At 45.2% G+C, this 15,457-nt stretch carries 9 protein-coding genes; 8 read left to right on the top strand and 1 reads right to left on the bottom strand.

Annotated elements, in window-relative coordinates; all coding sequences use genetic code 11:
* The first annotated feature begins 192 nt into the window (after nt 1–192).
* From ACMXYS_RS02500 to ACMXYS_RS02520, 5 genes are all read left to right on the top strand, one after another.
* Nucleotides 193–1,614: a sigma-54 dependent transcriptional regulator gene (locus tag ACMXYS_RS02500; RefSeq protein ID WP_415897486.1), complete on the top strand. Its 1,422-nt coding sequence runs from the start codon at nt 193–195 to the stop codon at nt 1,612–1,614.
* Nucleotide 1,615: 1 nt separating this feature from the next.
* The gene (locus ACMXYS_RS02505) at nt 1,616–2,719 is read left to right on the top strand and encodes a sensor histidine kinase (protein ID WP_415897487.1); all 1,104 of its coding nucleotides are present in this window, start codon (nt 1,616–1,618) and stop codon (nt 2,717–2,719) included.
* 10 nt (nt 2,720–2,729) lie between these two features.
* The gene (locus ACMXYS_RS02510; RefSeq protein WP_415897488.1) at nt 2,730–4,103 is read left to right on the top strand and encodes a sigma-54-dependent transcriptional regulator; all 1,374 of its coding nucleotides are present in this window, start codon (nt 2,730–2,732) and stop codon (nt 4,101–4,103) included.
* A gap of 220 nt (nt 4,104–4,323) precedes the next feature.
* A complete protein-coding gene (acs, locus tag ACMXYS_RS02515; protein WP_415883408.1) occupies nt 4,324–6,276 on the top strand; it encodes an acetate--CoA ligase in 1,953 nt (650 codons plus the stop codon).
* Between the two features lie 156 nt (nt 6,277–6,432).
* Entirely contained in the window at nt 6,433–7,098 is a 666-nt protein-coding gene (locus ACMXYS_RS02520; protein WP_415883409.1) for a response regulator transcription factor, read from the top strand.
* Nucleotides 7,099–7,166: 68 nt separating this feature from the next.
* Here the strand turns inward: ACMXYS_RS02520 and ACMXYS_RS02525 are convergent, their stop codons facing one another.
* A complete protein-coding gene (locus ACMXYS_RS02525; RefSeq protein WP_415897489.1) occupies nt 7,167–11,117 on the bottom strand; it encodes a NahK/ErcS family hybrid sensor histidine kinase/response regulator in 3,951 nt (1,316 codons plus the stop codon).
* Nucleotides 11,118–11,440: 323 nt separating this feature from the next.
* On the opposite strand from ACMXYS_RS02525, the gene ACMXYS_RS02530 reads away from it, so the two are divergent.
* From ACMXYS_RS02530 to ACMXYS_RS02540, 3 genes are all read left to right on the top strand, one after another.
* Entirely contained in the window at nt 11,441–11,701 is a 261-nt protein-coding gene (locus tag ACMXYS_RS02530) for a DUF4212 domain-containing protein (RefSeq protein ID WP_415883411.1), read from the top strand.
* A gap of 31 nt (nt 11,702–11,732) precedes the next feature.
* Nucleotides 11,733–13,541, top strand: coding sequence for a sodium:solute symporter family protein (locus ACMXYS_RS02535; protein WP_415897490.1), 1,809 nt, complete (start codon nt 11,733–11,735; stop codon nt 13,539–13,541).
* A gap of 83 nt (nt 13,542–13,624) precedes the next feature.
* Nucleotides 13,625–15,454 carry a putative nucleotidyltransferase substrate binding domain-containing protein gene (locus ACMXYS_RS02540; protein WP_415893361.1) on the top strand — a complete coding sequence of 610 codons (1,830 nt, stop codon included), beginning with the start codon at nt 13,625–13,627 and terminating at the stop codon, nt 15,452–15,454.
* Nucleotides 15,455–15,457 lie beyond the last annotated feature (3 nt).

Consider the following 15,457-nt stretch of genomic DNA (forward strand, 5'->3'; position numbering starts at 1 on the left):
CATGTTCCGAAATTACGTTATTGATAAGAAGTTAATCAGTATTGATCACTGTATATAAGGTGGTTTATTAATCGGTGTCAATAAAATATCGTGCTGTTTGATTTTTTTATGCTTGTGACATTTTATTGACATTACCCCTTTCTCGGTTAATTATTACCATTATTAACAAGCAGCTTTTAATAATGGTTAGGCATGTCTTCGGTTTTAGTCATAGATGATGATCTAAGTCGGCGGGAGCTTTTGAGTTCCGCTTTTTCTTTTCTTGATCAGCCGTGTGAATTTTGCGGTTTTGTTGATTGGTTTCAATCTAACAGTGAGATAAGCACAGATCAGATCAATTTGGTGCTGCTGGGTCAAAGTCAGCTACCTATCTCTTTAGAAAAGCTTGTTAAAGATTTTCAAGATAAGTTTGCTTCTATTGCTGTGGTGACGTTGGATGAATGGTCAGACGTTGCAGAACTGTCTGACTCCTTACGCCAGTGTGTGGTTGGGCAGCTTTCAGTTCCGTTTAACTATCAGCAGTTACTGGATTGTTTGCATCGAGCTCAGTTATTTAGATTGAGAGCAGATGATGCATCGCTTGCACAGGTCGATCTTTTCTCTGGATTAGTGGGTATTAGCCAGTCAATGTTGCAAGTGAGACGGGCGATGTCTCAAGTGGCTGGTAGAGATGTAAATGTCTTGATTACCGGTGAGTCAGGCACAGGTAAAGAGGTTGTAGCTCGCAGTCTTCATGATCATTCAGTGCGTAAAAATGGTCCTTTTGTACCTATAAACTGTGGCGCCATTCCTGCGGATCTTCTCGAAAGCGAGCTTTTTGGTCACGAAAAAGGCGCCTTTACTGGAGCGGTGTCTAGTCGACCTGGGCGTTTTGAGTTGGCTCAAGGCGGAACGCTTTTCTTGGATGAAGTTGGTGATATGCCGCTGCCTATGCAGGTTAAACTTCTTCGAGTATTGCAAGAGCGTAAGTTTGAGCGAATTGGTGGGACTAAAACCTTAGACGCTGATATTCGAGTGATCGCGGCAACGCATAAAAACTTGGAAGAGATGATCGAAACGGGTGAGTTTAGGGAGGATTTATATTACCGCCTAAATGTCTTCCCTATAGATATGCCGCCATTAAGAGAGCGTGCAGGTGACCTCCCTTTATTGCTGGATGAGCTCTCACGTCGACTTCCAGAGCAAGGTTTAGATGCCGTTCGTTTTCAAAATAGTGCGATAGCATCCCTGCAATTGCATCCTTGGCCCGGTAATGTGCGGGAACTCTCCAACTTAATTGAGCGTATGGCGATCCTTTACCCGAACGGCGTGGTTGGTGTTTCTGAGTTGCCGCCTAAATTTCAGAATGTTCCTGAACCAAATCCTGAATTATACGAACAAGCCGAAAATGCTGTTTCATCAGAAGGAGTTAGTATTCCTCACACCGTAGAGCTGGATAAACTGCCAGATGAAGGTATTGACCTTAAAAGGCATTTGGAAACAATCGAGCAGCGTTTATTAGAGCAGGCTCTTACTGTAAATGACAATGTGGTTGCACGAGCCGCGGAGACGTTAAATATTCGACGGACCACTTTAGTAGAAAAAATGCGTAAATATGGAATGCAGCGTAAGTAATATGTCCAGCGAAGAACAGTATCTACAGCGCATAGAGCAATTAGAAAATGAGCTATCTGCTAATAAGAAGAAGTTGGTTCAACTTGAAGCAAGTCAAAGTCAGGATAGCCAACAGTTGAATGATCGTTTTCAGCATTTGTTATCGGTTATGCCTGTTGGTGTAGTTATTATTGATGGTTCTGGGTTGATTTCAGAAGTTAATTCGGTAGCCGAGAACTTGTTGGGTTCTCCTATCAAAGGACAGCCGTGGTTTAAGATAATTGAACGTAGCTTTGCTCCTCAAAATGATGATGGTCATGAAGTTTCATTAAAAGATGGCCGTAAAGTCAGTTTGATGACACGAGCAATGGATAATGAACCAGGGCAATTGGTGGTATTAACGGATCAGACCGAAACTCGTCTTCTTCAGGGGCGTTTGTCTCATTATCAGCGTCTATCTGAAATGGGGCGGATGATGGCGTCACTTGCGCATCAAATCAGAACGCCTCTATCGGCGGCCTTACTTTATGTTGATCATCTTAATCGCCCAGATCTATTGCAAGAGCAGCGTCAGAAATTTGCCACTAAAGCCAAATCTCGCCTGACTAATTTAGAACAGCAAGTTAGGGATATGTTAATTTTTGCGCGTGGTGAAATGCGTTTAGATGAGCAGGTAAGCTCTAAAGCACTGATGGCTGAACTAGAAGATATGCTCGATGTACCATTGGTAAACTACGATGCTGATTGTGACTGTGTGAATTCTGTCCCCGAATATAGTTTGCAGTGTAATAAAGAAGCGCTGTTAGGTGTTTGTAGTAATTTGATTGAGAATGCTCTGCAGGCTTGCGGTAAGGGTGCGGAGTTGATGGTTCGTTTCGCTGATCAGGACGGGAAGTTACGCATCGATGTTATTGATCAAGGGCCAGGAATGGGCGGAGATGAATTGAAGCGGGCGCTCGAACCATTTTATACCACCAAATCCCATGGTACGGGATTGGGCTTAGCGGTAGCTCAAGTTGTAGCGCATGCTCATCATGGTCAATTCTTACTTAATTCTCTGCCGGGTCAGGGAACTGTCGCCAGTCTAATTTTGCCGGCAATAACGTCTGCTTCGGAAGAGGGTTAAAAGATCTGCAATGGCTAATCGTATATTAATAGTTGAAGACGATAACGAGTTACGCGAAGCGCTTTGTGATACGTTGGAATTGGCAGGCTTTGAATATCTTGAAGCAGAAGATGCAGAAACCGCTTTGGATATTTTGTCGCGTCAGCAGGTGGCTATGGTCGTAACCGATGTCAATATGCCGGGTATGGATGGGCATCAGTTGTTAGATAAGATTCACGAAACTTACCCTGCATTGCCGGTTATGCTTATCACTGCTTTTGGGCAAGTAAGTAAAGCGGTAGAGGCCATCAAAGCCGGTGCTGTCGATTACTTGATGAAGCCGTTTGATTCTGATGCCTTGATATCGTCAGTACGTCGCTTTGCGGTTGGAGAGACTGCGGCAAGTGAAATGGAGCAGCCTATAGCGGAAGAGCCTAGTAGTCAGCAATTACTGCAGTTGGCTCGTCGCGTAGCAGCGTCAGATTCTACAGTGTTGATCTCTGGAGAGTCAGGTACAGGTAAAGAAGTTTTGGCTCAATACATCCATAACCACTCTTCGCGGGCTAAGAAGCCATTTATTGCGATTAACTGTGCTGCAATCCCTGAAAATATGCTCGAAGCTACTTTGTTTGGACACGAGAAAGGGGCTTTTACTGGTGCCTATGCAAGTGCACCCGGTAAGTTTGAGCAGGCTGATGGCGGTACTTTGTTGCTTGATGAGATTTCCGAGATGGATCTTGGTTTACAGGCAAAGTTGCTACGTGTATTGCAGGAGCAAGAAGTGGAGCGAATTGGTGGTCGTAAAGTTATCAAGCTTAATGTTCGTGTGTTGGCAACCACAAACCGCAAATTAGATAGTTACGTTGCAGAAGGTAAATTTAGAGAAGACTTATTCTATCGTCTTAATGTCTTTCCATTGCAATGGAAACCTTTGCGTGAGCGCTCGGCTGATATTGTGCCTTTGGCTGAAAGGCTTTTTGGTAAGTATTGCCAGAAAATGCTGCGTACTTCAGTTGCGTTATCTGATGATGTTAAGCGTTTGATGACCGATTATTCTTGGCCGGGTAATGTGCGTGAATTAGACAATGTTGTGCAGCGAGCTTTGATACTGCAATCCGGTACAGAAATCGGTGTTGCTGACCTTATGCTCAATCCTGAAGATATTTCACACACAACTGTACATGACGTGAATCAAGAAACTGATCAAGATGAAGATCTTTCAGGACAGTTGGGAGAGGGCGTTCGTCAGCGAGAATTTCAGCTGATTATTGATGCCCTAAAAGCTACTCACGGAAGTCGTAAGGAAGCAGCGGAAAATCTCGGGATAAGCCCGCGTACTCTGCGATACAAGCTAGCTAAGATGCGTGAGCAAGGCTTGGATTTAGATAAATTGCTTGGTCGTTAATAGGCTTTTAAAGATCCCTTTTACGTGCTTTTAAAAAAAGCTTGTAGAGACTAAGGTCTTACACCGGATATACCAATGTCTAATTCAGAGGCCCGCTACCCCTTCTGTATAAATCTAGGTACTGATATAAAGCCTCAAACTGACTCGTAGAATAATAATATTGGAGTAGAGCGATCTGGGGTTATTTTAGAACTAAAACAATCAAGCTAAGGGCATCACGATGAGTGAAAAGGTATATCCAGTAAGTCCGGAGATTGCGGCAAACGCGCACATCGACAACGAAAAATATGAAGCGATGTATGAGCAATCAGTTAACGATCCGGATGCATTCTGGGGTGAAGCAGGTAAGCGCCTGGATTGGTTTAAGCCATACACTAAAGTTAAAAACACCACTTTCGATCCACACAATGTAGATATTCGTTGGTACGAAGATGGTACGTTGAACGCTTCTCACAACTGTCTTGATCGCCACCTAGAAACTCGTGGTGATCAGGTTGCTATCATCTGGGAAGGTGATGATCCAAGCGAATCTGAAAATATCACTTACCGTGATCTTCATGAGCGCGTTTGTAAGTTTTCTAACGCTCTTAAAGCTCGTGGCGTAGAGAAAGGCGATGTTGTAACGCTTTACATGCCTATGATTCCAGAAGCTGCTGTAGCTATGTTGGCATGTACTCGTATTGGTGCTGTCCACTCTATCGTATTTGGTGGTTTCTCTCCTGAAGCGCTAGCAGCTCGTATCGAAGGTGCGAAATCTAAAGTTGTTGTAACGTCTAACTACTCTTTGCGTGCAGGCAAGTCTGTTCCGCTTAAAGCTAACGTAGACAAAGCGTTAGAGCATGATGCAGCTAAAGCGCATGTTGAAAGCGTAATCGTTGTTAAGCGCGTTGAGCAAGATGTTGCTTGGGATAGCAATGTTGATGTTTGGTACGAAGATCTAGTAGCTGAAGCATCTGCTGATTGCCCTGCTGAAGAGATGAACGCTGAAGATCCAATGTTCATTCTTTACACGTCTGGTTCTACTGGTGCGCCAAAAGGTCTGAAGCACACTACTGGTGGTTACATGGTTTACGCTTCCATGACACACGAGTACGCGTTCGACTATAAAGAAGGTGATATCTACTGGTGTACTGCTGACGTAGGTTGGGTTACTGGTCACTCTTACATCGTATACGGACCACTAGCTAACGGTGCAACTTCACTAATGTTTGAAGGTGTTCCAAGCTACCCAGATAACAGCCGTTTCGGCCGTGTTATCGAAAAACACAAAGTTAACCAGTTCTACACTGCACCAACGGCTATTCGTGCATTGATGCAGCAAGGTGAAGATGTACTAGGTGATTCTGACCTATCTACACTACGTATCCTTGGTTCTGTAGGTGAGCCAATCAACCCAGAAGCTTGGGAATGGTACCACCGCATTATCGGTCAGGGTCGTTGCCCAATCGTTGATACTTGGTGGCAGACTGAAACTGGCGGTATGATGATTCTTCCTCTGCCAGGTGCTACTGCAGCTAAGCCAGGTGCAGCATCTCGTCCATTCTTCGGTATTCAGCCAGCACTTCTAGATGCTGATGGTAACGAGTTGGAAGGTGCGACTGACGGTAACCTAGTAATTAAAGATTCTTGGCCATCTCAGGCTCGTTCTATCTGGGGTGATCACGAGCGCTTTATCCAAACTTACTTCTCTACATACAAAGGTGTATACACTACTGGTGATGGTTGTCGTCGTGATGAAGACGGTTACTATTGGATCACAGGTCGTGTAGATGACGTAATCAACGTTTCTGGCCACCGTATGGGTACTGCGGAAGTTGAGTCTGCACTAGTAGCTCACGAAGCAGTTGCTGAAGCAGCAGTAGTTGGCTACCCGCACGAAGTTAAGGGTCAAGGCATCTACGTTTATGTAACTCTACAGTCTGGTTTCGAGCAGTCTGACGAGCTACTTAAAGAACTACGTATGCACGTACGTTCTGAGATCGGTCCAATCGCATCTCCAGACTTGATTCAATTCGCACCAGGCATGCCTAAGACACGTTCTGGTAAGATCATGCGTCGTATCCTTCGTAAGATCGCTGAAGACGATTTCGGTGCTTTAGGTGATACTTCTACACTTGCAGATCCATCTGTAGTAGATGACCTAATCGAAAACCGTATGAACCGTCAGGACTAATTCTTCTTATAAATTAGTCTGAAAAAACTCCTGTAAGTCGCGGATTACCCGAGACTTGCGGGAGTTTTTTGTTTTATAGTGGTATTCTCTTCACTGGATTAACCGTTCATTAACGGTTGGCGTTCGTCACAGGGTTCTTAAGGGGGAAGTGAACGCATGCAGTTAGCACAAAAAATTATTATTGCAGATGATCATCCGTTGTTCCGTGCAGCTTTAAAACAGGCTGTTACTCAGGCAATGCCTGGTGTAGAAACAATCGAAGCGGATTCGTTGGCTGCAGTGCAGGAAGCCGTGGATCAGCACTCTGATGCAGATCTGGTGTTATTAGATATTCATATGCCAGGCACTAATGGCTTTTCTGGTCTAGTGTTCTTGCGTGGTCAAAACCCGGGGATCCCAGTTGTGGTTGTATCTGGCAGTGAGCAACCGCATGTAATGAAGCGTGCTATTGATTACGGCGCTTCTGGTTTTATCCCGAAATCAGCACCTCTCGAAACAATTGGTGAAGCCATTGTTGCTGTACTTGAAGGTGAGGAATGGTTGCCTCAGGAAGTAGCTGATAATTTAGGTGATGTAAGCGAAGATGACCAAAAGTTCGCTGCGGCATTATCTGCATTAACGCCTCAACAGTTCCGTGTATTGACGATGCTGACTGAAGGGTTGTTAAACAAGCAGATCGCTTATGAGTTAAACGTTTCTGAAGCGACGATCAAAGCGCACGTAACAGCTATTTTACGTAAGCTGGGTGTTCATAGTCGTACACAAGCGGTAATTGCTGCTCAGCGCCTTGGTGTCGAGCCGCCTAAGACTGATCTTGAGTAATACCTAAAATAAAGATTTTAAAAAAGGCGCCTATGGCGCCTTTTTTATTGGTTGTGATTGGTTCAAGGTTATTCGTTTTCAGCTTCGCTAGCGCGTGCTGTGGCAATGGTTTTATTAATCATCGCTCGTAATGCCGCAGGGCGAATAGGCTTGGTTAATAGTTGTGATCCATAATCTTGGATTTCGTTCTTCACCTCTTCAGTTCGGTCAGCAGTGATAACGATGCTTGGTACTGGTTTATCCAACAGTGGCGCTAGGTCATCTAGAGCCATGATGCCTGTTAGTGTTTCTGAGAGGTGGTAATCAGCTAGAATGATCTCTGGCTGGAAATTCTCTGATTGAATTAGGTCGGTTGCTTCTTTAGAGGAAAGAGCGACTTTCACATCGCAGCCCCAGCCGTTAAGCAGTGCTGACATGCCTTCTAGGATCTTAGGTTCGTTGTCGATCACTATGGCTCGGATTCCGTTTAGGCCTTTACTGCGGATCCAGCCGCGTTTTTCGGGCTTTGGTTTAACCGCTTTGGTTCTGTCGCCAAGGGGGATCTCGACGCTGAATACGGTGCCTTTAGTCGGCCAAGAGCGGACATTAAGCTTGTGGCCCAGCATGCGAGCAATGCGTTCTGTAATCGCAAGCCCGAGACCTAGGCCTTGTACCTGAGAGTGCTTAGGGTTATCGATGCGTCTGAACTCTTCAAAGACCTCTTTGATTTTGTCTTCAGCTATACCTACGCCTGTATCCCAGACTTCGATTCTAAGCATGTTTTTACGGCGACGGCATCCAAGCAGAATCTTGCCCTCTTGTGTATAGCGCATAGCGTTCGATAGGAAGTTTTGGATGATTCGTCTTAGGAGCTGTTGGTCCGAGCGTACAACCTTGTTGCATTGTACAGTTCGGAACTTAAGCGACTTTTTAGCGGCGACTGCGGTAAATTCAGTATTTAATGCACTAAACATATCATCCAGAGGAAAGTCCGTAATGGATGGCGCAAGTGCACCAGCATCTAGTTTGGATATATCTAGGATCGCGGTGATAAGCTCCTCAGCGGCAGTTAGAGAGCCGTTAAGGTTTTCTACCAGCTGGCTGGTCTCTTCGCTATGGCTTTGCTGAGCTAAGGCTGATGTGAATAAGCGCGCAGCATTAAGTGGCTGTAATAAGTCGTGGCTGGCAGAAGCTAGGAATCTGGTCTTACCCAAGTTCGCGTCATCAGCATCAGACTTGGCTTGACGGAGCTCGTCTTCCATTAAAGATCGAATCGTATTTTCTTTTCGTAGCTCTTTGTTAACAACAGAGAGTGCGTGAGTACGTTCACGTACCCGTTGTTCTAGCGTCTCATTGGTCTCTTTCAGCGCTAACTCAGCTTTACGACGCTCAGTAATGTCTTGGTATAGAGTGAAGTAACCCAGTACATCGCCATATTCGCCAATGTGCGGGATGTATTTAACCTCGGCATAACGGGGCTGGCCGCTGTCACTCGGAAGCGTGGTTTCAAAGCGCTGACGTTTGCCTGCGAGAGCAGCTGTTATATAAGGGCTTCTAAGCTCGTACTCATCCTCGCTCATTGTCTTGTAGCAAGGTTGACCTGAGATGGTATTGCGATCAAGGCCAAAGGTGTCGGCATAGGCTTTGTTGATGAACAGGTAGCGTCTCTCTGGATCAAGGTAGGCAATTAGTACCGGTACATTATCGGTGTAGATTCTAATGTTTTGCTCACTTTCCCTTAGTGCCTCTTCGACATGCTTATGATCTGTGATATCCATGTAGGTGTTTACGTAGCCACCATTTGGCATTGGGTTACCACGCACTTCTAGAACGGTGCCGTCCGGGCGGAAACGTTCGTAGCTATGGCGCTTACCTGATTTAAGGACTTTTAAGCGTTTGGTTACTTGTTCATCATTGTTGCCCGGACCGTATTCACCTTTCATGGCGTTATAACGGAAAACTTCTTCGATCGGCCGGCCAACGCAGATGAGGCCCTCAGGGTAATCAAACATCTCTACGTAAACGCGGTTCCAAGCAACGAGTCGCATCTGTTGGTCAACAACGCTTATGCCGAGGCTGATATTCTCAATGGTTGATTGCAGGAGTGAGCGGTTAAAACGCAGTGCCTGTGAGGCTTCGTCAACAATGGTTACGACATCGCCGATATGCATGTCTTTGCCGCGTAAAGTAGACGCTAAGACGATGCGTGCAGAGGATGCGCCGATGACACCGGCTAAAAGGCGTTCGGTAAATTGTACTAATTCTGGGGTCGCTTTATCGCCTGATAAAGGTGGTTCTTCTCCATGTTGCAGTGCGAAGCCAGTAAAAGAATGTTGAGTTCTGCTGATGCCAAGGAAGCGCTCTGTTAGCATTTGAAGATCGCCAACGGTTACCTGCCCATATTGACGTGTAGCTTCAGTTAAATCCTTGTTGTAAACATCAACAAAGGCACTGGCTTGAATACGGTCAACAAGGCGCAAGCTCGTATATTTGGAAACTAAGAAATACAGCGAGGTATTAAAGAATAGAGACCAGAAAACACCGTGTGTAAGCGGTTCTAAGCCTTCTATTCCGAATAGCTGAGTTGGCTTTAACCACTCAATTCCAAAAATACTATTGTTTAAATATTCAGGGCCGAGTAAGCCTGCTTCACTGAATGATGGTAGTACTAATGTGTATAGCCATAGAAGGAAGCCGCCTGTTAAGCCAGCAAGCACCCCGTGCCGAGATCCTGCCTTCCAATATATACCGCCAATGATCGCTGGAAGGAATTGTGCGGCCGCAACAAAAGCAAGTAGACCGAATGAGGCGAGAGGGGATTGCTCACCTAAAATTCGATAGTAGAAGTACGCCAGAATCATTAAGCACATGATGGTGATTCGACGGACTTTGAGTAGGAGTGCACCGACATCGTTAGTGTCGGATAGGCGTAACCAAGAGATGCGGAAAAGAAGTGGCATCACGATGTCGTTACAGACCATTGTGGATAAGGTGATGCTGGCAACAATAACCATGCTAGTAGAAGCTGAAAGGCCACCAATGAAAGCAAAGGTGGCGAGTTCTTTATAGTCTGCAGCTAATGGCAGCATCAAAACATAAGTGTCTGCGTCGACGCTAGTATTCTCGAAATACAGCATGCCAGCAGTCGAGATAGGTAGTACAAAGATAGCTAGGAGGATTAGGTAGATTGGAAACAACCAGCGAGCTAGCTTTAAGTGGCCTGTATTGGTGTTCTCTACAATCGTTACATGGAACTGGCGTGGCAAGCAGATTACCGCTGCGCAGGCGAGTAATATCTCTGTCAAAAAACTGTCGTCTAGAAATGATGAGTAATTGGAATTGTTATTGAGCTGAGTGGCTATGTTGTAGGCGAGGTCTTCGAAACCGTCGAATACCTCAAGCATAACGAAAATACCAACAGCGATAAACGCTGTTAGTTTGACAATGGATTCAAAAGCTACGGCTAATACCAAGCCTTCGTGGTGCTCTGTTGCATCAATCTGCCGAGTACCAAATAGTATGGCGAAGATCGCCATTACAATCGCAACGAAAAGGGCAGTATCGCTACCCTTACTGATAACTTCTTCTGTCCCAGGTGTAAGTGCGTTATAACTGATAGCCACCGCTTTAAGCTGCATGGCGATGTAAGGCATAGTGCCTGTAACCGCAATGATGGTGACGAGTACTGCTAAAGCTTGGCTCTTACCATATCTCGAAGAGATAAAGTCTGAAATTGTAGTGATGTTCTGCTGCTTACTGATCAGAATCATCTTCTCAATAAGGCGCCAGCCAAATACAAAGACGATGACAGGTCCTAGGTAGGTAGCTAAAAACTCCCAGCCGCTGGTGGTTGCCCGTCCTACAGCACCGTAAAAAGTCCATGAGGAGCAGTAAACTGCAAGAGATAGGGAATAGATGATTGGTCGGCTGATAATGCGATCATTCTTTTGCGCACTTTTGTCACCATAGTGTGCAATGGCGAATAGAAGGCCAAGGTAGGTGAAAGAGATAAGAATTATCGACCAGCCAGAAAGCATCATGCATTCCTTAATGAATAGTAAAAACAGATGTGTTGCTAGTTTACTTAATTTTGACAGGAACCCAACAATTGTCTGAATGGAGTAGTTGTGGCTTTTCTAAATTAGGGTCGGCAGTGTTAATACCTTTGTCTAGAGTTTTTTGTGGTCTTTTACTACTCAATATCGAGGAAATGCCGTAATACCGCGCTTTGAAGCGACTTTTCAATAGCTTAGAGGAAAGTTGAGTCGACTAAAGTTTAGCTTTGTTTGGCTGCGCTGTTTGTTAGTCTCTTACAGTCTTAAATTTTCACCAATTTTTAAATAACAAAAATAAGGATGGTGTTATGTCAATCAGTAATGAGCAGGCGCAAGCCTACTGGCGTGAAAACTTGCGCATCATTATGACTCACCTCGCGATTTGGTTCGTAGTTTCCTACGGCTGCGCGATCTTGTTTGTCGAACAGCTTAATGCGATTCCGTTCTTCGGCTTCCCACTAGGTTTCTGGTTCGGCCAGCAAGGGTCAATCTTCGTATTCGTCATCTTGATCTGGACATACGTGTTCAGCATGAACAAGCTTGACGAGAAGTATGACGTTCACGAATAACAATAATAATTTCTATTAGGACGGCATTGCTATGAGTCTCGACGTTTTAACATTTCTCTTTGTAGGCGGCTCCTTTGCGCTATATATCGGTATTGCGATATGGGCGCGTGCAGGATCGACTAAAGAATTCTACGTTGCGGGCGGTGGTGTACCACCGGTTGCTAACGGTATGGCGACTGCTGCTGACTGGATGTCTGCTGCATCGTTTATCTCCCTGGCTGGCTTGGTTTCCTTCGTTGGCCGTGACGGTTCTGCTTATCTAATGGGCTGGACTGGTGGTTACGTACTACTAGCACTATTGCTAGCACCTTACCTACGTAAGTTTGGTAAGTTCACAGTACCTGACTTCATCGGTGACCGTTACTACTCTTCTACTGCACGTACAATCGCAGTAGTTTGTACTATCGTAATCTCTTTCACTTACGTAGCTGGTCAGATGCGTGGTGTTGGTATCGTATTCTCTCGTTACCTACACGTTGACATCAACACTGGTGTAGTTATCGGTATGGCGATCGTATTCTTCTACGCTGTACTAGGTGGCATGAAAGGTATTACTTATACTCAGGTTGCTCAGTACGTTGTATTGATTCTTGCGTTCACAGTACCAGCATTCTTCCTATCTGCTCAGGTTACAGGTCACTTCCTACCACAAATTGGTTTGGGTGCGACTCTGGACAGTGGTCTGTCTGTATTGGCTACTCTTGACCAATTGTCAGTAGATCTTGGCTTCCATCAGTACACTGACGGTAAGAAATCGACTATCGATCTATTCTTCCTAACAGTTGCTCTGATGTGCGGTACTGCTGGTCTTCCACACGTAATCGTACGTTTCTTCACAGTACCTCGCGTAAAAGATGCTCGTCTATCTGCTGGTTGGGCACTAATCTTCATCGCGCTACTTTACACTGCGGTTCCTGGTGTAGCTGGTTTCGGTCGTGTAAACCTTATCCAGACTATCAACGGTGCTGACGGTACAGGTACTGCGTACTCTGAAATGCCTGCATGGTTCAAAAACTGGGAGAACACTGGTCTTCTAGGTTGGACTGACCGTAACGGTGACGGCAAAGTACAGTACGCTGCTGGCGCTGCGTTCGATGCGAAGAAAGGTAAGCCTGCATTTACAGAAGAGCGTGGCGAATACGGTCAGCGTATTGCTACCAATGCTAAAGCAGGTGCAGAGTTTGATGCGGCTAAACAGCCATTTGCAAACGAAGTATACGTAGACCGTGACATCATGGTACTAGCTAACCCAGATATCGCTCAGCTTCCAAACTGGGTAATCGCTCTGGTAGCTGCTGGTGCGGTAGCTGCGGCACTATCAACTGCAGCAGGTCTGTTGTTGGTAATCTCTACAGCAATCTCGCATGACTTGATGAAGAAAACCATCAATCCAAATATCTCTGATAAGCAGGAGCTTATGTACGCTCGTCTGGCTGCTATCGTGGCAATCTGTATCGCAGGTTACTTCGGTATCAACCCTCCAGGCTTCGTGGCACAGGTTGTAGCCCTAGCCTTCGGTCTGGCATGTGCGTCCGTATTCCCAGCTATCATCATGGGTATCTTCTGGAAGCGTCACACTTCTCAAGGTGCGATTGCAGGTATGCTAGTAGGTCTTATCACTACTATGTGCTACATGTACTACTTCGCATTCGGTGGCGGTACTCCATCTGAATACATCATGGGTATCTCTCCAGGTGGCTTCGGTACTGTAGGTGCGATCCTTCACATCATCGTTGGTTTCGTAGTATCCAACATGACTGAAGAACCACCACAGGAAATCCAGGATATCGTAGAAGATCTACGTATCCCACGTGGTGCTGGTGCTGCTCACGATCACTAAGATCGATTAGATAAATCTAAAAAAAGGGCGCCCAGCGTAGGTTGGAGCGCCCTTTTCTTTTTCCTACAAAGAGGATGTTGGAAATGCCTGATTCTTTCAAAATGACAAATTTGCCATTCAGTTTACTGGATGAGAAAGAGCAAGATTTACTCCGTTCAAGCCTAGATATTGGTTACTACCAAAAAGGCGAGTACATCATGACGGCGGGTGAAGAGCCCGAAGGCGTCTTTGTTATTTTTAAAGGAAAGGTAGGGGAAAGCGAAGTTCAGGAAGAGGGTAGTGATACACCTGAACATGTCTTTGTTCACTATACCAATGAGGATTACTTTGGCGGTTGGTCTGCTATTCGGGGTAAAGCAATTCACAATTTTATCGCCGAAGAAGAGACTATCTGTCATATCTTACCGACTAAGATTCTATTGGATCTTATGTCTACAAACGGCTTATTTGCTGATTATTTTCAGCAAAACCTGTCAGCTAAAACAGAGATCGTTCAGCAGCACGGCAAAGAGCAGGACATGGCTGAATTTATGTTGGCTAAAGTGTCTGACGGTCTAGTGCGAGAGCCGTTGGTTATCCTTGAAGGAACATCTATTCGCGAAGCAACTCTGCTTATGCGCGAGAAAAAGGCAGATTGTATTCTGGTAAAGCGTGGTAATCGTTACGGTATGGTTACCGGCACGGATCTATTAGATGCTGTGGTAGTTAATGAGCTGGCTATGGATACTGATTTGGCAGAAATCGCTAGCTATCGCTTAATCACCGTTAGGCCAGATGATTACCTGTTTAACGCTTTGATCATAATGACTCAACAGCATATTGAGCGTGTTGTTGTGATGAAGGATGGAGAAATGTCAGGCATTGTCGAGCTGACAGATGTATTGAGTTATTTCTCCAGTCATTCTCATGTGATTGGTTTACGAATTGAGCGCGCGCAAACGGTTGAAGATTTAAAAGAAGCTGAAAAAGGCTTGGATGATTTGATTAAGGCGCTTGTGTCGCAAGGCGTTAAAACTCGTTTTGTGATGGATCTACTGGCCGCAATGAACGGCCGTATTATTGCCAAATTGTTCAACATTATGATCCCAAGTGATATGCAGCCGCATGTGTGTTTGTTAGTGATGGGTTCCGAAGGGCGTGGTGAGCAGATCATGAAAACGGACCAGGATAACGCCATTATTCATAGGGATGGTTTGGTTTGGCCTGAGATGACTGAAACGCTGAATCGTTTCAGTCAGACTTTGATCGAATTTGGCTTTCCCCCTTGCCCGGGTAACATCATGGTATCGAATCCTGATTGGGTTAAATCTCTGGGTGGCTGGACGCAAATGTTAGGTGATTGGGCTGATCGATGCGATGGCGATTCGCAGATGAATCTAGCTATTGCTGTTGATGCTAAGCCTGTAGCAGGTAACCCAGCTATCTTTAAAGCTAGCCGAAACTGGTTTATGAGACATTTACGTAATAATGATGTCTTCTTCTCTCATTTCGCTAAAGCTTCTCTTGAGTTTGATACGCCTCTGACTTTCTTTGGTAACTTAAAAGATAAAGGTCAGTTAGATATTAAGAAAGGCGGGATATTCCCAATTGTGCATGGGATTCGCACGATAGCTCTAGAACATCGCATTAAAGTGACAAATACCTTTGAGCGTATAGAGGCTTTGACTGAACTTGGTCAGCTTAAAGAAAAACATGGTAGAGAGATAGCGGAGGCTTTGAGTCTATTTATTAGTCTTCGATTAAGACAGCAAGTTAAACGTATGGAAAGCAGTGAAACGGGGCACGACCAAACCCCAAATATTATTGATTTGCAGTCCTTAGATAAGCTTGAAAGAGAGCTGCTACGAGATGCGTTACATATTGTTAAAGGCTTTAAAAAGCATCTGGAGCTTAGGTATCACCTTGGAGGGTAAGTT

Origin of the sequence: Neptuniibacter sp. QD57_21 (assembly GCF_047778075.1) — a bacterium.
Lineage (GTDB): Bacteria > Pseudomonadota > Gammaproteobacteria > Pseudomonadales > Balneatricaceae > Neptuniibacter.